Source organism: Hydrogenophaga sp. YM1 (genome assembly GCF_016903055.1).
Classification (GTDB): domain Bacteria; phylum Pseudomonadota; class Gammaproteobacteria; order Burkholderiales; family Burkholderiaceae_C; genus Hydrogenophaga; species Hydrogenophaga borbori.
Window position 1 is genome coordinate 21223 of record NZ_CP070223.1, and the last position, 21339, is coordinate 42561.

The 21339-nt window shown below is 71.2% G+C and carries 19 protein-coding genes; 2 read left to right on the forward strand and 17 right to left on the reverse strand.

Annotated features, from left to right (window positions below; all coding sequences use genetic code 11):
- Positions 1–15: 15 nt before the first annotated feature.
- The 4 genes from JNX00_RS00100 to JNX00_RS00115 are packed head-to-tail and all read right to left on the reverse strand — an operon-like array spanning position 16 to position 4794.
- Entirely contained in the window at positions 16–939 is a 924-nt protein-coding gene (locus JNX00_RS00100) for a branched-chain amino acid ABC transporter permease (RefSeq protein ID WP_204743741.1), read from the reverse strand.
- A 55-nt stretch (positions 940–994) separates the two neighbouring features.
- The gene (locus JNX00_RS00105) at positions 995–2188 is read right to left on the reverse strand and encodes an ABC transporter substrate-binding protein (protein WP_070399686.1); all 1194 of its coding nucleotides are present in this window, start codon (positions 2186–2188) and stop codon (positions 995–997) included.
- A 56-nt stretch (positions 2189–2244) separates the two neighbouring features.
- Entirely contained in the window at positions 2245–3024 is a 780-nt protein-coding gene (locus JNX00_RS00110; protein WP_070399685.1) for a glucose 1-dehydrogenase, read from the reverse strand.
- 9 nt (positions 3025–3033) lie between these two features.
- Entirely contained in the window at positions 3034–4794 is a 1761-nt protein-coding gene (locus JNX00_RS00115) for an FAD-dependent oxidoreductase (RefSeq protein WP_070399684.1), read from the reverse strand.
- A gap of 120 nt (positions 4795–4914) precedes the next feature.
- Here JNX00_RS00115 and JNX00_RS00120 point away from each other — a divergent pair, with 120 nt between their 5' ends.
- A complete protein-coding gene (locus JNX00_RS00120) occupies positions 4915–5733 on the forward strand; it encodes an IclR family transcriptional regulator (RefSeq protein WP_070399683.1) in 819 nt (272 codons plus the stop codon).
- Here the strand turns inward: JNX00_RS00120 and hydA are convergent.
- The 6 genes from hydA to JNX00_RS00150 form a co-directional block, all read right to left on the reverse strand.
- The gene (gene hydA, locus JNX00_RS00125) at positions 5705–7153 is read right to left on the reverse strand and encodes a dihydropyrimidinase (protein WP_204743742.1); all 1449 of its coding nucleotides are present in this window, start codon (positions 7151–7153) and stop codon (positions 5705–5707) included. The genes JNX00_RS00120 and hydA overlap by 29 nt on opposite strands.
- Before the next feature lie 61 nt (positions 7154–7214).
- Complete coding sequence (locus JNX00_RS00130; protein ID WP_070399681.1) at positions 7215–7961, reverse strand: aspartate/glutamate racemase family protein; 747 nt, start codon at positions 7959–7961, stop codon at positions 7215–7217.
- Complete coding sequence (locus tag JNX00_RS00135; protein ID WP_239478218.1) at positions 7958–9358, reverse strand: amidohydrolase family protein; 1401 nt, start codon at positions 9356–9358, stop codon at positions 7958–7960. Before JNX00_RS00135 ends, JNX00_RS00130 begins: the two co-directional genes overlap by 4 nt.
- 9 nt (positions 9359–9367) lie before the next feature.
- Entirely contained in the window at positions 9368–10648 is a 1281-nt protein-coding gene (locus JNX00_RS00140; protein ID WP_204743743.1) for a TRAP transporter large permease, read from the reverse strand.
- A complete protein-coding gene (locus JNX00_RS00145; RefSeq protein ID WP_204743744.1) occupies positions 10645–11199 on the reverse strand; it encodes a TRAP transporter small permease in 555 nt (184 codons plus the stop codon). Before JNX00_RS00145 ends, JNX00_RS00140 begins: the two co-directional genes overlap by 4 nt.
- Positions 11196–12191 carry a TRAP transporter substrate-binding protein gene (locus JNX00_RS00150; RefSeq protein WP_204743745.1) on the reverse strand — a complete coding sequence of 332 codons (996 nt, stop codon included), beginning with the start codon at positions 12189–12191 and terminating at the stop codon, positions 11196–11198. The genes JNX00_RS00145 and JNX00_RS00150 overlap by 4 nt, the downstream gene beginning before the upstream one ends.
- Positions 12192–12409: 218 nt before the next feature.
- Here JNX00_RS00150 and JNX00_RS00155 point away from each other — a divergent pair, with 218 nt between their 5' ends.
- On the forward strand, positions 12410–13141 hold the full coding sequence (locus JNX00_RS00155; RefSeq protein WP_204743746.1) for a GntR family transcriptional regulator: 732 nt from the start codon (positions 12410–12412) through the stop codon (positions 13139–13141).
- A 20-nt stretch (positions 13142–13161) separates the two neighbouring features.
- On the opposite strand, the gene JNX00_RS00160 is transcribed toward JNX00_RS00155, so the two are convergent.
- The 7 genes from JNX00_RS00160 to JNX00_RS00190 all read right to left on the reverse strand — a co-directional run bounded on the left by JNX00_RS00160 (position 13162) and on the right by JNX00_RS00190 (position 21328).
- Positions 13162–14841: an FAD-dependent oxidoreductase gene (locus JNX00_RS00160; RefSeq protein ID WP_204743747.1), complete on the reverse strand. Its 1680-nt coding sequence runs from the start codon at positions 14839–14841 to the stop codon at positions 13162–13164.
- A complete protein-coding gene (locus JNX00_RS00165; protein WP_239478219.1) occupies positions 14831–16270 on the reverse strand; it encodes an amidase in 1440 nt (479 codons plus the stop codon). The genes JNX00_RS00160 and JNX00_RS00165 overlap by 11 nt, the downstream gene beginning before the upstream one ends.
- Before the next feature lie 61 nt (positions 16271–16331).
- The gene (locus JNX00_RS00170; protein WP_204743748.1) at positions 16332–17795 is read right to left on the reverse strand and encodes a mandelate racemase; all 1464 of its coding nucleotides are present in this window, start codon (positions 17793–17795) and stop codon (positions 16332–16334) included.
- Positions 17796–18623 (reverse strand): sugar phosphate isomerase/epimerase family protein, encoded by an 828-nt coding sequence (locus JNX00_RS00175; RefSeq protein WP_204743749.1) that lies wholly within the window; start codon positions 18621–18623, stop codon positions 17796–17798.
- 29 nt (positions 18624–18652) lie between these two features.
- A complete protein-coding gene (locus tag JNX00_RS00180; RefSeq protein WP_239478220.1) occupies positions 18653–19468 on the reverse strand; it encodes an ABC transporter ATP-binding protein in 816 nt (271 codons plus the stop codon).
- Between the two features lie 5 nt (positions 19469–19473).
- The gene (locus JNX00_RS00185; protein WP_070399672.1) at positions 19474–20490 is read right to left on the reverse strand and encodes an ABC transporter substrate-binding protein; all 1017 of its coding nucleotides are present in this window, start codon (positions 20488–20490) and stop codon (positions 19474–19476) included.
- 61 nt (positions 20491–20551) lie between these two features.
- Positions 20552–21328: an ABC transporter permease gene (locus JNX00_RS00190; protein WP_070399671.1), complete on the reverse strand. Its 777-nt coding sequence runs from the start codon at positions 21326–21328 to the stop codon at positions 20552–20554.
- Between the last annotated feature and the right edge of the window lie 11 nt (positions 21329–21339).

A 21339-nucleotide genomic window follows, 5' to 3' on the forward strand; every position in this document is an offset into this window, starting at 1 on the left:
GCGGCCGTGCGGGGCTCATACCTTCTCCACCGTGCGTGCGCCGAACAGGCCGGTCGGGCGGAAGGCCAGCACCAGGATGACGAGCGCGAAGATCGCCACCTCGCGCCACTGCGCCTGCCAGAGGTTCACCATCGACTCGATGACGCCCAGCGCAAAGCCGCCGATGACGCAGCCGCGCGGGTTGCTCAGGCCGCCGATCATGGCGCCCGAGAAGCCCTTGAGGCCCACGGTCAGGCCCATGAAGAGCGAGGCCTGGGCAATGGGCGCCAGCAGGAAGCCCGAGAGCCCCGCGAGCGCGGAGCTGACGACGAAGGCGATCACCATGATCGCCTTGGTGTTGATGCCCATGAGGCTGGCGACGGCGCCGTTGGCGGCCACCGCGCGCATGGCCTTGCCGAGCAGGGTGCGGTTCATGACGAAGTCGAAGCCGATCATCACCACCACGGCCAGGCCCAGCATGAGCAGCTCTTGCGGCCGCACGCCCACGCCCATGAAGCGGATGATGTGGTCGCCCACGGGGCTGGGCACCACCACGGGCTTGGGGCCCCAGATGGCCAGGCCGATGCTCTGCAGGATGACGCCGAAGCCCAGGGTGCTCATGACCCAGGCCATGCCGGGGCGCCCGGCGAAGGGCCGCACGCCGATGGCGTAGAGCAGCCAGCCCAGCAGGCCCATGACGCCCAGGGCGCCGAGCAGGGCCATCAGTTGCGCCGCGGCGCCGGGCTCGGCGTCGCCGAAGCTGGTGGCCGTCAGCGGTTTGCCAATGGCGAGGAACAGCACGCTCATGCCGACGAAGGCGCCGGCCGACACGAACTCACCGTGCGAGAAGTTGAGGGTCTTGGTGGTCGTGAAGGTAACGCTGAACCCCAGCGCGACCAGGGCGTAGGCACCGCCCACGCACAGCCCGCTGAGAACCGCCTGCAAGAGCGCTTCTGTCATGTCTGTCTCCGGGAGAAGGGCGATCGGACCATCGCGGGCCCGATCGCCCGGCCGCTCACTGCTTGAAGTCCGCCGCGGTCAGGGATTTCAGGATGGGGTCGCTGTAGGGCAGCAGCTTGCCGTCCTTCCAGCGGATCCAGACGAAGTCCTCGGCGGTCAGCGCTTCGCGGTCGGTCTTGCTGAAGGGCTTGTTGTAGGTCTTGAGCACGCCCTGCACCGGGGCCTTGAGGTCTTCCAGCGCGGCGCGCACGGCGGCGCCGTCGGTGCTGTTGGCCTGCTTGGCGGCGGCGGCGTAGAGCAGCACCGAGTCGTAGCCGTGCAGCGCGAAGGAGAAGGCGCTCGGGGCCTTCAGTTTCGAGCCGATGCGGTCGTACAGCTTCTGCTGCGCGGGCGTCTTCTCCTCGCTCACGGTGCGCATGAAGATGGGCTTCTCGGCCAGGGTCTTGCCGGCGGCGTCGTAGAAGGTGATGTTGTCCGCCGCCCACGAGGTCAGCGTGAGCGGGAAGTAGTTCACCTTCTCCATGCTGCGCACCAGCTGGGCGATGGGCGTGCCCTGGGCCCAGACGACCACGGTGTCCACACCGGCGGCCTTCATCTTGTTGAGCTGCGAGGTCATGTCGGTGTCGCCGACGCCGAAGTGCTCGGTGGCGACGATCTTGATGCCCTGCTTCTCGGCCAGCTCCTGCATGTCCTTCAGGCCGCCCTGGCCGTAGCCGGTGGTCTCGGCCATCAGGCCCACGCTTTTCGCGGCGCTGTTCTTCTTCACGTAGGCCATGAGCGCGGCCACCTGCTCGCGGTCGACCATGGAGACGCGGAACATGTAGTTGTCGCCCGAGCCCATGGGCGCGGTGATGGCGGTGCCCGAGCCCACGTTGCCGATCACCGGCACCTTCTTCTGGTTGGCGATGTGCTTCCAGGCCATGGCGTTGCCCGAGTTGGTGGGGCCGAACACGGCGACCACCTTCTCGTTGTCGATCAGGTCGGTCATGTTCTGGATGGACTTGGGCGGCGCCGAGGCGTCGTCGCGCACCACCAGCGCCAGCTTCTTGCCCAGCACACCGCCAGCGGCGTTGATGTCGGCGATGGCCGCCTCCATGCCGATGACGGCGGCCTGGCCGCTCTGCGCCGAGGGCGAGGCCGAGAGGTCGCCGTTGTAGCCGAGCTTGATGTCCTGGGCCTGGGCGCCGCCCGCGAAGGCCGCGAGGGCGATGGCCGACAGCGCGGCGCCCCAGTAACGCTTGATGTTCATCTTTCTTGTCTCCTGTGGTCGATTGAGGTGGCGGGAAGGGTGGCTGGGCGCGGGTGTCACACCGCGAGGAAACCGCCGTCCACCGGCAGCGTGATGCCGGTGACGTAGCGGGACATGTCGGAAGCCAGGAAGACGATCGGACCGACGAGGTCCTCCGTCTGGCCCACGCGGCCCATGGGGATGCGCGTCATGAAGCCCTGCAGGCGCGACGGGTCCTCGCGCGTGGCGGCGGTCATGGGCGTTTCGATGACGCCCGGCGCCAGCGCGTTGACGCGCACGCCGAAGGGCGCGAGCTCCTGCGCCAGCGACTGCGTCAGCAGCTTGATGGCGCCCTTGGAAGGCGCGTAGCCGAGCGAGGCGCCCTGGCCCGCGTAGGCGGCGATGGAGGCCATGTTGACGATGCAGCCGCGCGTGGCCTTGAGGGCGTCGAGAAAGGCGTGCGTGACGTTGAAGGTGCCGTGCACGTTCACGTCCAGGGTCTTTTTGAAGTTCTCGGCCGCGCGCGGGCTGGCGGTGGTCTCGCGGATGATGATGCCGGCGTTGTTCACCAGCAGGTCGACGGCGCCCACCTCGTGAGCGACCCGGGCCGCGAGCTCGCGGCAGGCCTCGGCCGAGGTCACGTCCAGCGCGAAGGACCAGGCCTCGCCGCCGGCCTCGCGCACCAGGCGCGCGGTTTCTTCCACGGCCACGGCGTTCATGTCGGTGGCGACGATGCGCGCGCCGGCCTGCGCCAGGCCCAGGCAGAAGGCCCGGCCGTTGCCCTGGCCGGCGCCGGTGACGAAGGCCAGGCGGCCCTGCAGCAGGCGCGGCGCGAGCGTGTCGGGGTAGGTGGGCATGGCGTCTCCTCAGGCGGTGGGGGCCAGCTGTTCGCGCGCGCTGGCCGCGGGCGCGGTGGCGGGCGGCGCCAGCGGCGCGGCCTTGGCCAGCTCCTGGCCCGCGATGTAGCCGAAGGTGATGGCCGGGCCCAGGGTGATGCCCGCGCCGGGGTAGTTGCCGCCCATCACGCTGGCGGCGTCGTTGCCAACCGCGTACAGGCCGGCGATGGGCTGGCCCGCCGCGTCCAGCACGCGCGTCTTCTCGTCGGTGACCAGGCCGGCGAAGGTGCCGATGTCGCCAATGACCAGCCGGATGGCGTAGTACGGGCCGTGTTCCAGCGGGGCCACGCAGGGGTTGGGCGTGACGGTGGCGTCGCCCTGGTAGCGGTTGTAGGCCTTGCTGCCCTTGCCGAAGGCCGGGTCCTCGCCCTTCGCCGCGTGGCGGTTGAACTCGGCCACGGTTTGCTCCAGCGTGGCCGGCGCGATGCCCAGCTGGGTGGCCAGCTCGGCCAGGCTGGCGCCGGACTTCAGGTAGCCGTTGCGCAGGTGGCGGCCGATGGGCAGGGGCGCGGGCGCCACGCAGCCCAGGCCGTAGCTGCGCAGGGCCTTGTGGTCGCACAGCAGCCAGGCAAAGACCTCGGGCCGGCCTTCGCAGGTCTTGACCATGGCCTGCACGAAGTCGTGGTACGAGTTGCCTTCGTTGGTGAAGCGCCGGCCCTCGGGGTTGACCGCGATCACGCCGGGCTTGGCGCGGTCGATGAAGTGCGGCATCACGCCCGCGCTGCCGTCCGGGCGGGTGGTGACGGAGGCCGGCACCCACGCGGCCGCGTGGGGAATGGTGCCGTCCACGCGCCCGCCCACGGCCTCGGCCAGGCGCAGGCCGTCGCCCGTGTTGGTGGAGGGCGAGGGCGAGAAGTGCTCGCGGCCCGTGGGCGCGTGCGGGAACAGCTGCTGGCGGCGCTCCACGTCGTAGGGGAAGCCGCCCGCGGCCAGCACCACGCCGCGGCGCGCCACCACGCGCACCGGCCGGCCCTCGCGCTCGACCAGCGCGCCGGTGACCGCGCCGCCCTCGACCAGCAGCTGTTTCACCGGCGAGGACAACCACACGGGGATGTCGCGGTCCATGGCGGCCTTGGCCAGGCGGCCCGCGAGCGCGTTGCCGTTGGTCAGCGTCATGCCGCGGCCGTGGATGAGCACGTCGAAGAAATGGCGCGTCAGCCGCTTGGTCACGTACCAGAAGGACGTGGGCGACTTGAAGACGCGCATGAAGTGGCGGATCTCGGGGCCCGAGCCCAGCATCATCCCGAACACCGTGAGCTCGGGCAGCGGCGGCGCCAGCAGCTTGATGCGCGGGCCGAGCTCGCGGCCGTCGTAGGGCCGGGTCACCATGGAGCGCCCGCCCGGCAGGCCGCCGGGGGCTTCGGCGTGGTAGTCGGGAAAGACCGGCGGCAGGTCGAAGCGCAGCGGGGTCTGGCTGGTGAAGAACTCGATGGCCTTGGGGCCGTTCTCCAGGAAAGCGTCGACGCGGCGCTCGTCGTAGTGCGTGGTGGCCTCGTGCTTCAGGTAGGCCTTGGCCGCACCGGGCGGCTCCTCGATGCCCTGCTCCTTGGCCAGGTGGGTGCCGGGGATCCACAGCCAGCCGCCCGAGCGCGCCGTGGTACCGCCGAACTGTGGCTGCTTGTCCACCACCAGCACCTGCAGCCCCTGCGCGGCGGCGGTGACGGCCGTGGCCATGCCCGATGCGCCGGTACCGATCACCAGTACGTCGACGGCTTGTGTCTCCTGTGACATGCCTTGCTCCTTGTCAGTGGGGGCGATTCTAGAAGCCCTATCTGACTATGGTCAATGCGTTTGATAATATCTTTTCGTCTGATTGGGTCGTAGCCGTTTGAAATGATCAGGGAAAACCCTATGGATACACTTGCCCGCGCCCCCACCGCCCACGTCCCCATGGAAGAAAAGAGCCGTCGAGGTATCCAGTCGATCGAGATCGGCAGCGCCCTGCTGCTGGAGCTCGCGCGCAAGGTGCGCCCGGTGGCCCTGAAGGACCTGGCCAAGGCGGCCGGCATGACGGCGGGCAAGGCTCACCCGTACATGGTCAGCTTCCTCAAGGTGGGCTTCGTGTCGCAGAACGACGCCGGGCAGTACGAGCTGGGGCCGCTGGCCCTGCAGTTGGGCCTGATCAAGCTGCAGCGCATGGACCCGGTCAAGGAGGCGTCCGCCGTGCTGGAGCAGCTCGCGCACGCCACGGGGCAGAGCGTGGCCCTGGTGGTCTGGGGCAACCTGGGGCCGACCATCGTGCGCATGGAAGAACCCATCCAGCCGCTGCACGTGAACCTGCGCACCGGCACCGTGATGTCGCTGACCAACACGGCCACCGGCCGGCTGTTCGCGGCCTACCTGCCGCCCAAGGTGGTGGAGCGGCTGCTGGCGGAGGACCTGGCGCGCTCGAACTACGGCACCGCGCCCAAGCCGGTGCACACCATCCAGGACCTGGAGCCCACGCTGGCCGAGATCCGCCAGCACGGCCTCTCGCGCACGCTCGGTCAGCCGATCCCGGGCATCGACGCGCTGTGCGCGCCGGTGTTCGACGCCGAGGGCCACATCGTGCTCGGCGTGCTGGTGATGGGCCCGTCGGCCACCTTCGACACCGCGTGGAACGGGCGCATCGCCAAGCCCTTGCTGGCCTGCGCCGCCGAGATCACGCGGCGTGTGGGGGGAGCGAAGTAGGCCGGGCCGGCAACAGGCTCGGCCGGCCGCGCCGCAGGTAGCGGCCCTGGCCCCGGCGCGGGTGGAAGGCCTGCCCGTCCCACACCACCTCGCCGCTGGCGATGGTCACGCCCGGCCAGGCGCGCAGGGCCATGCCTTCGTAGGGCGTGTAGTCCACGTCGTGGTGCAGGGCGGCGTTGCGCACCGTGCGCTCGCCCTCGTCCCAGATCACCAGGTCGGCGTCGCTGCCGATGGCGATGGTGCCCTTGCGCGGGTGCAGGCCGTAGGCCTTGGCCGGGTTGGTGGACGTGAGCTCGACGAAGCGCTGCAGCGTGATGCGCCCGCCCAGCACGCCTTCCGAGTACAGCAGCGGCAGGCGCGTCTCGATGCCGGGGATGCCGTTGGGGATGTGCTGGAAGGCCACCTCTTCGCCGTTCGGCTTCTTGCCCTCGGTGCCGTCGTAGCGGAACGGCGCGTGGTCGGACGAGAACACGGTGAACAGGCCGTCGCTCAGGCCGTCCCAGATCACCTGCTGGTTCTGTTTGTCGCGCGGCGGTGGGCTGCAAACGCAGCGCGCGCCCTTGTAGCTGTCGTCGATGCCGAGGTCCTCGGCGGTGAGGAAGAGGTACTGCGGGCAGGTCTCGGCGAACACCTTGAGCCCCTGCGCGCGCGCCCAGCGGATCTGCTCCACCGCCTCGCGGCCCGAGACGTGCACGATGAGGATGGGCACGTCGATCAGCTCGGCCAGCGAGATCGCGCGGTGCGTGGCCTCGCGCTCCACCAGCATGGGCCGCGCGTGCGCATGAAAGCGCGGCGCGGTGCGGCCCGCCGCCTCCAGCCGGCGCGTGAGCCAGGCGATGCAGTCGGCGTTTTCGGCGTGGATCATGGCCATGGCGTCGTGGCGCCGCGCGACCTCGAGCACGTCCAGGATCTGGCCGTCGTCGAGCTTGAGGTCGTCGTAGGTCATGTAGATCTTGAACGAGGTGTAGCCCTCGCGGATCAGCTCGGGCAGCTCGCGGCCCAGCACCTCGGGCGTGGGGTCGCTCACGATCAGGTGGAAGGCGTGGTCGATGTGCGCGCGGCCCTCGGCGCGCGCGTGGTAGTCGTCCACCGCGGCGCGCAGCGACTGGCCCTTGACCTGCGCCGCGAAGGGAATGACGGTGGTGGTGCCGCCACAGGCCGCGGCGCGCGTGCCGCTGTCGAAGTCGTCGGCCATGCGCACCGGCGGCGCCATGGGCTGGTCGAGGTGGCAGTGCGCGTCCACGCCGCCCGGCGTGACCACGCGGCCCGCCGCGTCGATCTCGCGCGCGCCGGCGGCGAGCCCGTGGCCCAGTTGCTGAATCACGCCATCGCGTATGCCGATGTCGCTGACGAAGCTGTCCGAGGCCGTCGCCACGCGGGCGTTGCGGACCACGAGGTCGAAACTCGGGCGATCGCTCATGGCAGGGTCCTCCGTGCTGCGCGCTGCGGGGCTGAGCGCCTGGGGAACGGTCCGGCGGCGCTCATGGCTGGCGCCCGATCAGACTGGCCAGGCCGTCCTTCAGGCCCTGGTGGGCCTTGGCCGGCGGCGGCGACATCGCGCCGCTGCGCCGCGGCGTGTAGCCGGCGCGGCCCAGGGCCTCGGCCATGCGGATGGCGCTGCCCACGCCATCGATCAGGGGCACGGGCACGTCGGCGGCGATCTCGCGCGCCAGACCGGCCAGCGGCGCGCCGGCCAGGATGATGCTGTCGGCGCCGTCCTGCTCCACGCAGCTCAGGCACATCTCGCGCAGCACGTCGCGCGCTTCCTGCTGCACCGTGCCCACGCTGGCAAAGCCCTGCTTGAGCCCGCGGTAGCCGGTCATGCGCGAGGACAGGCCCAGCTGCTCCACGGTCTGCACGTACCAGGCGCCGATGCGCTGCGAGATGCCCACGATGGCGAAGCGCCCGCCGAGCAGGAAGGCCGCCGCCACCGCCGATTCGGTGAGCCCGACCACGGGAATGTCCAGCAGCTCCTTGGCCGCCGCCACGCCGGGGTCGCCGAAGGCGGCGATGACGGCCACGTCGTGATCCGCCTGCTGCTGCGCCAGCAGCTGCAGCGTGGCGTAGGCGCCCACGGCGGCCTCGCCCGGCGTTTCGATGTAGGCCACGCCGAAGGGCGCGGTGGCCATGGTGATGCGCGTGTCGGGCAGGGCCGCGCGGCGCGCCTCGTTGTGGATCAGCTCGGTGACGCTGAGGGAAATGTTGGGGTTGATGACGAGGATGTTCAAGCGTTTCTCCGGGGCTCGACTTGCGCGCGGGCCCGCTCCCACAAGGCGGCCGCCGCCTGTTGGGCGTCGGCCAGGATGCTGTCTTGGTCGACGCGCAGGGCGCGACCGCCTTCCACCACGATCTCGCCGTGCACCAGCACCATGGCCACGTCGCGGCCCTGGCCGGTGTGCACGAGGTTGCCCAGCGGGTTGATGTTGGGCACCAGGTGCGGGCGGCGCATGTCCACGCAGACCATGTCGGCCAGCTTGCCGGCCTCCAGGCTGCCCAGGTGCTCGCCCAGGCCCATGGCGTGCGCGCCGTTGTAGGTGGCCATGCGCAGCATGTCCGCCGGCTGCCAGCCGTCGTCGATGCCGCCGGTCTGTATGCGCCCGAGGTTGAGCGCCCAGCGCATGACCTCGATCATGTCGGCGTGCATGTTGTCGGTGGCCAGCGCCAGGCGGATGCCGGCGTCCTGCATGGCCCGCGTGGGCGCGATGCGCCCGCCGGTGGCGTTGCCCTTGGGCACGTGCGCGAGGTTCATGCGCGCCGCGCCGGCGCGGCGCATGTCCGACTCGCTCATGTACATGCCGTGCGCGGCGATCAGCGAGGGGCCGAGCAGGCCGGTGCGCTCCAGCAGCTCGCAGGGCGTGCAGCCATCGCGCTCCTGCACGCGCTGGTTCTCCATGCGGCTTTGCGACAGGTGCGTGGTGACCACGCCGCCGTGGCGCTCGCGGTGGTCGGCGACCCGCCGCAGCAGGCCCTGCGAGCAAGTGTCCGGCGCGTGCGGCGTGAGGTGCACGCCGGTGCGGCCCTCGGTCCCGCCGTGCCAGCGCGCGTGCAGGGCCAGGGCCTCGCCCAGGGTGCGCTCGCCGATGGCCTCGTCGTGCCGCCACTCGCCCAGGTGCACGCGGGAGAAGTCCACGTCGTGGATGCGCCCGCAGGCGTAGGCGCGCAGGCCCACGTCGGCCATCGCGGGCAGGGTCAGGTCGGCGTGCACGTAGCTGTCGTTGATGACGGTGGAGCCGAACATCAGGGCCTCCAGCGCGCCCAGGCGCGCCAGGGCCACGGCCTCGTCCGGCGTGACCTCATGGCCATGCGGCACCCCGGGCGTGTAGGCCGGCGCGAAGCCCATGTCCTCGGCCACGCCCCGCACCATGGTGAGGATGGTGTGGGTGTGCACGTTGACGAAGCCCGGCAGCACCAGGTGCCCGCGCAGGTCGATGGTCCGGCGCGCGTCCACGCGCGGCGCGTCGCCGGCCCGGGCCACGAAGGCGATGCGCGGGCCGGCGATGCCGATGACCGCGTTCTCGATGACCTCCAGCTGCGGGCGCGTGTGCACCACCGTGGCGCCGGTGATCAGCAGGTCCAGCCGGTCCATTGGGCCCGGCGCCGCCGGGCTGGATGCGTCCAGTGACATGGCCACCCCTTAGAAGCCCAGCGCGCGCGGCAGCGCCGTGACGATGGACGGAAAGGCCACGCACAGCAGCAGCATGCCGAACTGGAAGATCACGAAGGGCATGGACTCGCGGATGATCGCGCCCATGGGCACGCGGGTGATGCCGCTCATGACGAAGAACAGCACGCCCACCGGCGGCGTCATCATCCCGATCACCAGGTTGAACATGAACAGGAAGCCGAACCACAGCGGGTCCAGGCCGAAGGCGTCGGCGATCGGCACGAACAGCGGCACCAGCATGATGTAGGCCGCGTTCGACTCCATGAACATGCCCACCACCACCAGCAGCAGCATGGTCAGCAGCACGAACACCATGGGATCGGCGGTCATGCTTTTCACCCAGTCCGCCAACTGCTGCGGCACCATGTCCACGGTGAGCAGGAAGGTCACGGTGGCGGCGAGCGCGATCAGCGCGCCCACCATCGAGGCCGTGACGGCCGCACGGAACAGGCAACCCGGCAGGTCCGACAGTCTCAGCTTGCGCGTGACCAGCAGGCCCACCACGCCCGAGTAGATCACCGCGATGGCGGCGCCCTCGGTGGCCGTGAACACGCCGCCGATGATGCCGCCCACCACGATGATGGGCATGAACAGGATGATGTGCGCCTTGCGGAACTGCACCCAGGCGTTGCGCGCGTTGAAGGCCTCGCCCGTGGGCGGGTACTTGCGCCGCCAGGAGATGAAGCTGGCGATGCCGATGAAGCCCAGCGCCAGCAGCACGCCCGGCACGATGCCGGCCATGAACAGCCCGCCCACCGACACCGAGGAGCCGGCCATCAGGGCGTAGACGATCATGGCGTTGGACGGCGGAATCACCGGCCCGAGGTTGGCCGCCGAGGCGATCACCGCGCAGTTGAAGCTGTCCGGGTAGTGCTTGCGCAGCGCGGGCACCAGGGCGCTGCCCAAGGCGCTGGCCGAGGCCACGGCCGCGCCGCTGACCGAGGCGAGGATGGTGCCGGCGATGATGGTCACGTGGGCCAGGCCCCCGTGCACGCGCCCGACCAGGCTGTTGGCGAAGGCCACCAGCCGCTCCATCATGCCGGCCTTGACCATCAGCTCGCCGGCCAGCATGAACAGCGGGATGGCCATCAGCGGAAAGTTGTCCACCGCGTGCAGCATGCGCTGCGCCAGCATCACCAGCTCGAAGTCGGCGGCGTACAGGGCGGCCAGGGACGCGAAGCCCAGCGCGAACGCCAGGGGCATGCCCGCGAAAGCGAGCACGCAGAAGACGATGATCACGAGCCAGGTCATGACAACCTTCCTTCCCAGATGCGCGAACCCAGCCAGGCGTGCAGCACGAGGTGGATGAACGAATGGGCCGCGCAGATCAGCACGGCGACGTAGTAGATGCCGGCGGTGATGGGCAGGGTCGGCATGAGCTCCTGCCACTTGTCCAGCGTGGCCACCCAGGCGGCCCAGAAGATCGCCGCCATCAGCACCGCGCTGGCCACGCACACCACGCGGAACAGCCGTTCCTTGTTGCGCGGCGACAGGGCCATGAGCAGCAGGTCGATGCCGACGTGCACCGCGTACTTGATGCCGTGCGGGATCGCCAGAAAGATGACCCAGACGAAGAACAGGCGCGAGACCTCGTCGGCCGAGTCGATGGACGAGCTCAGCACGTAGCGCCAGAACACCTGCAGGGACACCATCAGCGTCATGGCGGCCATGGCCAGCACGATCGCCACCATGGACACGCGGTCGAGGGCCTCGACCCAGCGCCGGATGGCGGGCCAGATCGGGGGCAGTCCGTTGTCGCCGGGCGGCGGGGCCGCCTCGGCGGCGCTCGCGCCCTGCGTCACTTGTTCGCCTCGGTGACGACGGCTTCGATCAGCTTGGGATCGATGCGCTTCTTGAGCGACTCCACCACGCCTGCGGTGCTGCGGCGGAAGTCGGCGCGGCCCTGCGGGGTGATCGGCGTGAAGGTCATGCCGGCCTTCACCAGCTGCTGGCGCCAGCGCTCATCCTCGCGGGCGGCTTCCGCGCGCTGCCAGGTCATGGCCTCTTTCATGGAGGCCATGACCGCCTCCTGCTGCGGCTTGCTCAGGCGCTCGAACAGGCGCTTGTTGGCGGCCGCGTTGATGAAGTCGTAGAAGTGGCCGGTGTCGGACAGGTGCTTCTGCACCTCGTTGAAGCGGCGGCTGGCGATGATGTTGTAGGGGTTCTCGTGGCCGTCGAGCACGCCCTGCTGCATGGCCGAGTAGACCTCCTTCACGTCCATGGCGACCGGGTTGGCGCCCAGCGCGCGGAAGGTGTCCAGGTGCACTTCGTTGGGCTGCAGGCGGATCTTCAGGCCTTTGAAGTCGGCCGAGGAGGTGATGGGTCGCACGTTGTTCGTCACGTGGCGAAAGCCCAGCTCGCCATAGCCCAGGCTGATGAAGCCCTTCTGCGCCATGCGCTCGTCGAACAGCTTGCCGACCGGGCCGTCCATGACGCGGAAGGCGGCCTCGCGCGAGCTGAACAGGAAGGGCAGGCTGACGGCCTCGTACTCCGGCACGATGCGGGTGAAGTAGGCGATGGAGGTGACGATGGCGAACACCGTGCCGGAGCGCACCTGGTCGACGTTCTCGGCCGCGCCGCCGAGCTGCATGTTGGGGAACAGGTCGACCTGGAGCTCGCCCTTGGTGCGCGCCTCCACCTCCTTCTTGAAGATCTCCATCACCTTGGTGGCCGTGTGGTCCGCGGGGAAGTTGCCCGCCACGCGCAGCCGCTGCTGGGCCATGGAGGGGGCGTGAAGGCCCACGAGGGTCAGGGCGGCGACGGCCGAGAGAACAAGGGATCGGCGAAACTTCATGGCAATTCCTTCGCTGGGGTCAGCGGATGGGTTACAGGGGATGACGACCTGGAAAATGCAAGAACCGTGCAAGTGCATTATCTTTTCGACTATTCCCCTGTCAACAGGGTATTTACGCACTCAATTGGTGCTCATACGACTGAATTTGCCTTAACCTCGCACCAAGATAATTCACTTTTGGCCGATTCGGCCAGGTTTGCATTCAAATGGGGAAGGCCTTGGACAAGCCGCTGACTGGGTCCCTGCAAGACACCGCCCCCGCGCCGGGCGCGGAAGAGCCGCCCGGCGCGGAGGAACGGCGCCGGCGTGGCGTGCACGCCGACGTCTGCGGGCACATCCGCAACCTGATCGTGCACGGCGAGCTCGCCTCGGGCGAGCGCATCAACGAGGTGGGGCTCAGCGAGGCCCTGGGCGTGTCGCGCACGCCCATCCGAGAGGCCTTGAAGGTGCTGGCGGCCGAGGGCCTGGTCGAGTTGCTGCCCAACCGGGGCTCGCGCGTGACCACGCCCTCGACGGACGAGATCGTCAACCTGTTCGCGGTGATCGCGGCCCTGGAGCGCCTGGCGGTGGAGACGGTGACGCTGCAGGCCTCGGCGCCGGCCCTGGCCCGGCTGCGCGCGCTGCACGACGAGATGCTGCGGCACCACGCCGAGGGCGACCGCGACCGCTACTTCGAGCTCAACCACCGCATCCATGAAACCATCATCGAGATGGCGGACAACCCGCAGCTCAGCCGCACGCACGCCGACCTGATGACACGCGCCCGGCGCCCGCGCTTCATCGCCATCACCACCGACGGGCGCTGGGACGAGTCGGTGAAGGAGCACGAGCTGGTGATGTCGGCCATGGAGCTGCGCGACGCGCGCTTCGCTGGCGAGATCCTGTTCCGCCACGTGCTCAAGACGGGCACCGCCTACACCCAGTCGCTGGCCGCCGCGCGCGCGGCCTGAGCCCGCGGCGGCGCACCCGTTCAGGCCGGCGCCGCCGCCGCGTGCCTCACCGCGCGCCAGGCGAACACCAGCGCCGGCCCCAGGGTGACGCCCGGCCCGGGGTAGCGCCCGCGCATGATGGACCCCATGTCGGCGCCGCAGGCGTACAGGCCATCGATCGCCTGGCCATCGGGCCGCAGCACCCGGGCGTCGGCGTCGGTGCTCAGGCCCACGCTCATGCCGGCGTCGCCCGGCCACACGCTCACCGCGTAGAACGGCGCGGTGGCGATCGGGCCCAGGCAGGGGTTGGGGCCGTGGTCCGGGTCGCCGTTGAAGCGGTTGAGCCCGCTCGTGCCCTTGCCGAACTCCTCGTCGACTCCCGTGGCCGCGAAGCGGTTGTGGCGCGCCACCGTGGCCTGCAGACCCTCGGCGTCCACGCCGAGCTGCGCCGCCAGCGCGGCCAGGGTCGGCGCGCGGCGCAGGTAGCCGTCGCGCACGAATGGGCCCAGCCGCCAGGCACCGGGGCGCACCAGGCCCAGGCCGTAGCGGCGCAGAAAGCGGGCGTCGCAGATCAGGTGCGCGGGCACGGCCGACGCGTCCTGCATGGCCAGCACGAAGTCGTGGTACGAGTCGCCCTCGTTGACGAAGCGCCGGCCGCGCGCGTCGACGGCGATCAGGCCCGGCTTGGCGCGGTCCAGCGCGAAGTGCGGGAAGCGCTGCGGCGCGCCGTCCGCGCCCTGCCGCACCGACACCGGCGCCCAGAAGGCCGGCGCGCGGTGCCCGGTCTCATCGACCGCGGCGCCCACGGCCTGTGCCAGCCGCAGGCCGTCGCCGGTGTTGCCCTCGGCCATCAGCGAATGCGTGTGCGCGGGCTGGGGCAGGAGGCGCTGGCGCCAGTCGGGCGCGTGCCCGAAGCCGCCGCAGGCCAGCACCACGCCGCGGCGCGCGCGCACGCGGCGCTCGCGGCCGCCGTGCGTCAGCGTGGCGCCGGTCACGGCGCCGCCTTCCTGGTGCAGCGCGCGCACGTCCACGCCGGTGAGCGGGTCCACGCCGCGCTGGCGCAGGCTGTGCAGCAGGCGCGCGATGAGCGCATTGCCCATCACCAGCCGCGTGCCGCGCGGGTGGCTCAGGCGGTCGCGCGCGTGCCGGGCCAGCAGGGCCAGCACATGGCGCAGCGCGCGCCAGGAGGCGAACGGGCGCAGCAGCGGCGCGACGTCGTCCTTGCTGACCGACAGGCCCCCCAGCACCATCATGTGGCGCAGGGGCGGGCGCAGCCGCGCGAAGTCGGCGCCCAGCAGGCGCCCGTCGAAGGGGCGCGCCACCAGGGCCCGCCCGCCGATGGCCGCGCCGGCATGCCGGTCGTGGTAGTCGGGGTGGCGCGCGGCGGGCGCGAACACCACGTCGGAATGCCGCTCCAGGTAGTCCAGCACGCGCGGGCCGGTGGCGAGGAAGGCCTCGCGCAGGTCGGCCCCGCTGTCGGTGTCGATCTCGGCCGCCAGGTAGCGGCGCGCGCCCTCCAGCGGGTCGGCCAGGCCGGCGCGCTGGCTCTGGCTGCTGCCCGGCACCCACACCGTGCCGGCCGAACTGGCCGCCGTGCCACCCAGCTGACCGGTCTTCTCGCACACCAGCACGCTCAGGCCTTCGATGGCCGCCACCAGCGCGGCCGTCAGCCCCGCCACGCCGCCGCCGATGACCAGCAGGTCGACCTCGTCAGTGTCCATGCGCCAGCCCGCTCACCGGCGGGCGCCGGTGGAACCAGGGGCGGGCCGCTTCGAGCTGCGCGCACAGGCGCAGCAGCAGGCCCTCTTCGCCGTAGCGCGCCGCGAACTGGCAGCCGATCGGCAGCCCCTGCGGCGTCCAGTGCAGCGGCACCGAGGCGGCCGGCTGGCCGGTGACGTTGAAGGGGTAGGTGAAGGGCAGGTAGGCGGCCAGCCGGTCCATCCAGGCGCGCACGTCGCTGGAGCGGATGTCGAACCAGCCCAGCGGGCGCGGCGTCTGCGCCAGCGTGGGTGTGAGCCAGATGTCGTGGCGCTCGAAGAAACCGGCGATGCGCCGCGCCTGGCGGTGCAGCGCGTGCAGGTTGAGGATGTAGTCGCTCGCGCTCACGCCGCGCCCGGCCTCGGCCAGCGCGTAGGTCAGCGGCTCCACCAGCTCGCGGTCGGGCAATGCGCCGCCGGTGGCGCGCGCGATGTTGGCCATGGTGTTGGTGGCGAACACCATTTCGAAGCCGCGCTCCAGCGCGGGGGCGTCGAAGTCGGGCGAGGCCTCTTCCACGTGGTGGCCCAGCTGCTCGCACAGGCGCGCGGCGTCTTCCACCGCCGCCACGCAGGCCGGGTCCACGGGCACGCCGGTGGGCGCGGTCCGGGCGAAGGCGATGCGCAGGCGCCCGGGCGCGCGGCCCACTTCGTCGAGGTAGGGCCGCTCGGGCGGCGGCGCCTGGTAGGGGTCGCCCGGCATCGGCCCGGCCAGGGCGTCGAGCAGGGCCGCGCTGTCGCGCACGCTGCGGCTCACCACGTGCTGGTGGGCCAGGCCGCTCAGGCCCTCGCCGCCTTCGGGCCCGGCGCTGATGCGCGCGCGCGTGGGCTTGAGGCCGAACAGACCGCAGCACGAGGCCGGGATGCGGATGGAGCCGCCGCCGTCGGTGGCGTGGGCCGCCGGCACCATGCCCGAGGCCACGGCCGCCGCCGCGCCGCCGCTGGAGCCGCCGGGCGTGAGCGCGGTGTCCCAGGGGTTGCGGGTGACGCCGTAGAGCAGCGACTCGGTGGCCGGCGACAGGCCGAACTCCGGCGAGTTGGTCTTGCCCACGATCACCAGCCCCGCGCGGCGCATGCGGGCCACGATCTCGCTGTCGGCCGCCGGCATCTGGCGCGCGAACAGGCGCGAGGACGCGGTGGTGGCGGCCCCGGCCACCGAGGCCACCAGCTCCTTCACCAGGAAGGGCACGCCCTGGAAGGGACCGGGCGGCAGGCCGCGCGCGACCTCGGCGCGCGCCGCGTCGTGCAGCGGCGTGACCACGGCGTTGAGCCGCGGGTTGTGGCGCTGAATGCGCGCGAGCGCGGCGTCCAGCAGTTCCTGCGGCGCCACCTCGCCCCGGCGCACCAGCGCGGCCAGGCCCAGGCCGTCGTGTTCTTCGTAGCGGTCGATGCTCACGGGGCACACCTCCATGCGGCGCAGGGCGGGGCCGAGCCCCGGGGGAACGGTGCGGCGGGGCTCATGCGTGCTCCGGCGCGGCGGGGGGCCAGTCGGCGCGCGCCATGGGCGCGGTGCCGTCCAGCACGGGGTCCACGGCGGAGCCGAAGCCCGCGGCCGCCAGCGAGCCCAGGGCCAGTTGCCCGCGCCGAATGCGCAGGCGCACGTGGCCGTTCTGCTCGTGGTACAGGTCCGGGTGCGCGGCGCCATAGGCCTGGGCCTCGGCCGGCGGGCGGCCGTTGAAGCCGTCGATGAAGTGGTGCGCGTTGCGCTCCACGTGCGCGATGCCCAGCAGGCTGACCAGCGCCAGGTCCTGCTGCACGGAGATGCCGGGCTGCGTGGTCAGGTCCTCGGCCGACATGAAGTACACCGGCCGGCCCTCGGCCCGGTTCCACACCTGGCAGCGCGCCAGGTTCAGCACCGACTTGTAGAAGCCCTTGCAGGCCTTGGACGAGACGCCGGTGTAGCCCAGGGCGCGCGCGCGTGCAAAGGCGTCGAGGTCGCCGTCGGACTCGTCGATGATGACCGGCTTGTGGCGCGCCAGCGCCGCCACCGGCTGGGCCAGCGCCACCTGGCGCCGGATGGGCTGCTCGATCAGCAGCGTGGCCTCGCACAGGCGGCGCAGCGCGGGATCGGCCGCCATGCGCCGCCACAGATCGGCGATGGCCTCGGCGTCGCCGTACTGCTCGTTGCCGTCCAGGGTCGCGAAATAGGGTTCATCCAGGCGATCGAGCACCGAGGCGACGCGGCGCAGGCGCTCCAGGTCGGCCTCGGCCTGGCCCGAAACCTTGAGCTTGAAGTAGCGGTTGCCGTAGGTGGCCACCACCTCTTCCAGGGTTTCGGGCAGGCCGTCGTTGACGCGCGCGCCGCTCGCCTGGTCGGCCGCCACGATGGGGTCGAGCAGGCCGACGGTGTGCCGCACCGCCAGCGTGTGCAGCGGTTCCAGGCCGCGCAGGAAGGTCGCGAACTCGAAGCCCTTGAGGTCGGGCGCGATGGCGTGCGCGCGCAGGCCGGGCCGGTTGTGCCGCATGGCCTGCCAGAAGCTCAGGCCCTCGATGCGGCAGAGCGCGTCGAGCACGGCGCGGTCCAGCAGGGCCGGGCCGTAGCTGGTAACCAACGGGTTCAGGCCGATGGCGGCGCCGGCGTCCAGCAGCGGGCGGTAGTGCTCGGCGTACAGGTCGAAGGCGCTGAGCGCGGGCGCCGCGAGGTAGGCGTCTTCGCACAGCTCCAAGGCCTTGCGCAGCTGGTCGAGGTTCTGCGCGTCGCTCAGCGCGGGGTTCTTGTCGAACCACTTGGCGCCCAGGGCCTCGGCGGCGTAGCCCGTGCCCTCGCGCCCGTCCTCGTGGCGCACGCGCACGCGCACGATGGCCTGGCGGCCCTCGGTCACGGTGATGACGCCGAAGCGAAACGGCAGGCGCAGCCGGTAGGGCGACTCGAAGCGCTCGACGGACAGCACGTTCAGGCGGGGGGCGGGCGTGTCGTTCATTCAGTCCAGGGCCTCCAGCAGGCCGCGCAGGTAGCCGATGGCGCGCGCGGCGGCGGCCGGGCCATCGGGGTGGTGGTCGAAGGGCTCCACGGCCAGCCAGCCGGCGTAGCCGTGCCGGCGCAGTGCGCGAAGGATGTCGGCGAAGCCCAGCGCGCCCTGGCCGGGGCCGCGCCCGTTCGGGTCGTTCACCTGCACGTGGGCCAGCAGGCCGCTGGGCAGCCAGCGCGCCAGCAGCCCGTGCACCGGCTCGGCCTCGGCGCGCGCGGCGGCGCAGCAGTCGAGCATGGTGCGCAGCGCGGGCCGGTCGATGGCGCGCACGAGGGTGGCGGCTTCGGCCAGGGTGTGGATGAAGTCGGCCTCCGGCGGCGCCAGGGGCTCGATGCAGTAGGTGACGCCCGCCGCCTGCGCGTGCTCCGCCACCGCGGCGAAGACCTCGGCGGCGCGCTCGCGCGCGCCGGCTGCGTCGCCCGGCGTCAGGCGCCGCTGCGCGGGCGAGCCGTGCACCAGCACCTCGCCGCCGAGTTCGGCGCAGAGATCGACCAGGCCGCGCAGCACCTGCAGCGTGCGCGCGCGCACGGCGGCGTCGGGCGAGGTGATGGACAGGCCCTCGGGCTGGCGCAGCAGCCAGTGCAGGCCCGAGACCCGGATGCCCGCGTCGCTGGCGGCGCGGCGCAGGGCGGTGCGTTCGCTGGCCGGCAGGCGCCACGCGGCCTCGCCCAGCGTGAACGGCGCCAGCTCCAGCCCCTGGTAACCCACGGCCGCGGCCCACTCGCACTGGCGCGCGAAGGGCCAGGGCGCGAGGACCTCGTTGCACAGGGCAAGGCGCACGGGGCCGGTCCTTCAGCGCCGCGCGCGGCTCACCACTGCGGGCCGGCCCGGGTCTCGCGCCGGCCGGTGGCGCCCGAGAGTTCGGTGTAGAGCTCGAAGGACAGGCGGCCGAGCGCCGGGTCGGCCCGCGTCTCGGCGGTGCGCGGGCGCGCAATGTCCACCGCGCGGATGTTGGCCACGCGGCCGGGGCGCGGCGACATGACGACCACGCGGTCGGCGAGGAACACCGCCTCGGGGATGGAGTGGGTGACGAAGACGATGGTCTTGCGCGCGCCGCCGCCGGCGCTTTCGCCCCAGATGCGCAGCAGCTCGATGTTCATCTCGTCGCGCGTCATGGCGTCCAGGGCGCCGAAGGGCTCGTCCATCAGCAGGATGGGCGGGTCCATGATGAGGGCGCGGCACAGCGAGGCGCGCTGCTGCATGCCGCCGGAGAGCTCGCCCGGGCGCTTGTCGGCGAAGTCGCCCAGGCCAACCATCTTGAGCAGCGCGTGGGCGCGCTCGCGGTACTGCGCGGGGTTGCCGCCGGACAGCTCCACCGGCAGCAGCACGTTGTCCAGCACCGTGCGCCACTTGAGCAGCAGCGCGGCCTGGAACACCATGCCCACCTGCGGGATGGGCTTGTCCACCGGCACGCCGTCCACCACGATGCGCCCGCTGGTCACCGGGCGCAGGCCGGCGATGGCGCGCATCAGCGTGGACTTGCCGCAGCCGCTGGGGCCCACGAGGGCGACGAACTCGCCCTCGTGGATGCGCAGGGAGATGTCGCGCAGGGCTTCCACCGGGCCGCTGTCGGCCTGGTAGACCATGCCCGCCTGGTCGACTTCGATGAGGACCCGTGCGTTCACTGCGCTCACTTGACCGCCAGCGGCATCGCCACCTTGGTGAAGAAGGCGGGGTTGAACACGTCCTTGCAGTCCACCTTCTTCGGCAGGCCCATGTAGGTGTTCACGATGTCGGTGGACGCGCACATCTTCTTCTCGTCGATCCAGCCGATGCCGTTGTCGGCGTAGTTCTTGGTGCGCATCAGGTCGAAGCCCATCTGCATGTTGGCCTCGATGATGGCCACGTCGATCTCGGGCACGCGCTTCTTGAAGATGGCCAGGGCCTCCTTGGGGTTGGCCATCACGTCGCGCCAGCCCATGTAGGAGGCCTCGAGGAAGGCCTTGAGCTGCTGCGGCTTCTCGGCCATGGTCTTCTCGCCCGCGATGATGGACATGGCGTAGAGGTCGAAGCCGTAGTCGGCCCATTGCAGGCGCACGGCCTTGCCCGGGCCCATGGCCTTGTCGTAGAAGGGCTGGCCGGTGGTGTAGTCGGCCACGCCGTCCACCCGCTTCTCGGCGATGGAAGCCACCTTGGCGGTGGGCTCGATGTTGACCCAGGTCACCTTGGCCGGGTCGATCTGGTTCAGGCGCGCGAAGGCGGGAAAGGCCAGGCGCTGGCTGTCGCCGGCGGGCGCGGCCACGGTCTTGCCTTCCAGGTCCTTGGGCTTGAGCAGCGGCTTGTCGGCGTGGCTAAAGAAGGTCATGGGCGTCTTGTCGAACACCATGCCGACCATCTTCACGCGCGCGCCGCGCGAGTTGGCCGAGATCACCGGCACCGCGTCGGCCAGGCCGGCGTCGGCGCGGCCGGTGTCGACCTTGGCGATGGAGTCGCCCGAGCCCTTGGAGTTTTCCAGCGTCACGTCCAGGCCGCGCTGGGCGTAGTAGCCCTTGTCGAGCGCCACCCAGTAGGCGGCGTGGTCGCCCACGGCGAACCAGTTGAGGGCGAAGGTGAACTTTTCCTTCGCCTGCGCGCTGGCCGCGGTGGGCAGCAGCGCGAGCAGCGCCGCGCAGACGGCGGCGAGGGGGGCGGCGATCCGGGTGGTCATGGTGTGTTCCTTTCGGAGGACGGGGTGGGGGGCGGACGGGGATCTGAACAGTGGGATGCGCTCAGCGCGGCGCCTCTTCGGCCCAGGGCGCGAGCAGGCGCGACAGCAGGGCCACCAGGCCATACAGCAGCAGGCCCAGCACGGAGATCCACACCAGCGCGGCGAAGGCGGCCGGCGTGTTCATGCTGCTTTGCGTGGTGATGATCACGTAGCCCAGGCCCTTCTGCGAGGCCACGAACTCGCCCACCACGGCGCCCACCACCGCCGAGGTGGCGGTGACCTTGAGCGCGCTCAGGATGTAGGGGTAGGCGTTGGGGATGCGGATCTTCAGGAACACCTTCCACTTGGGCGCGCTGAACACGCGGCCCAGGTCCACCAGGTCCTGGTCGATCTGGGTCAGGCCCACGGCGGTGTTGATGACCACCGGGAAGAAGCCGATGAGCGCGCCGATCAGCATGTTGGGCAGGATGCCGTAGCCCAGCCACATGAGGAACAGCGGCGCGATCGCCACCTTGGGCAGGGTGTTCACGAACACCAGGAAAGGCGTGAGCGCGCGCGAGATGCCCTGCGACCACGCGATGGCCATGCCCAGCGCCACGCCGGCCACGCCGGCCAGCAGGAAGGCGCCGAGGATCTCCACGCCCGTGATCCAGGCGTGGCTGAGCCAGGGGATCTCGTCGCTGAGCATGGACTGCCACACGGCGTACGGACCGGGCAGCAGGTACTCGCGGATGCCGAACACCGACACCGCCAGTTGCCACAGCAGGATGAAGCCCGCGAACAGGCCGATGGCGGGCAGGTAGTGAAGGGTCCAGCGCAGGGCCTTGTTCTGGTTCATGGGTGCTCCTG

Coding starts and splice junctions, on each gene's coding strand:
- JNX00_RS00100 (WP_204743741.1), bottom strand. CDS start 939: ATGACAGAAGCGCTCTTGCAGGCGGTTCTCAGCGGGCTGTGCGTGGGC.
- JNX00_RS00105 (WP_070399686.1), bottom strand. CDS start 2,188: ATGAACATCAAGCGTTACTGGGGCGCCGCGCTGTCGGCCATCGCCCTC.
- JNX00_RS00110 (WP_070399685.1), bottom strand. CDS start 3,024: ATGCCCACCTACCCCGACACGCTCGCGCCGCGCCTGCTGCAGGGCCGC.
- JNX00_RS00115 (WP_070399684.1), bottom strand. CDS start 4,794: ATGTCACAGGAGACACAAGCCGTCGACGTACTGGTGATCGGTACCGGC.
- JNX00_RS00120 (WP_070399683.1), top strand. CDS start 4,915: ATGGATACACTTGCCCGCGCCCCCACCGCCCACGTCCCCATGGAAGAA.
- hydA (WP_204743742.1), bottom strand. CDS start 7,153: ATGAGCGATCGCCCGAGTTTCGACCTCGTGGTCCGCAACGCCCGCGTG.
- JNX00_RS00135 (WP_239478218.1), bottom strand. CDS start 9,358: ATGTCACTGGACGCATCCAGCCCGGCGGCGCCGGGCCCAATGGACCGG.
- JNX00_RS00140 (WP_204743743.1), bottom strand. CDS start 10,648: ATGACCTGGCTCGTGATCATCGTCTTCTGCGTGCTCGCTTTCGCGGGC.
- JNX00_RS00150 (WP_204743745.1), bottom strand. CDS start 12,191: ATGAAGTTTCGCCGATCCCTTGTTCTCTCGGCCGTCGCCGCCCTGACC.
- JNX00_RS00160 (WP_204743747.1), bottom strand. CDS start 14,841: ATGGACACTGACGAGGTCGACCTGCTGGTCATCGGCGGCGGCGTGGCG.
- JNX00_RS00170 (WP_204743748.1), bottom strand. CDS start 17,795: ATGAACGACACGCCCGCCCCCCGCCTGAACGTGCTGTCCGTCGAGCGC.
- JNX00_RS00185 (WP_070399672.1), bottom strand. CDS start 20,490: ATGACCACCCGGATCGCCGCCCCCCTCGCCGCCGTCTGCGCGGCGCTG.
- JNX00_RS00190 (WP_070399671.1), bottom strand. CDS start 21,328: ATGAACCAGAACAAGGCCCTGCGCTGGACCCTTCACTACCTGCCCGCC.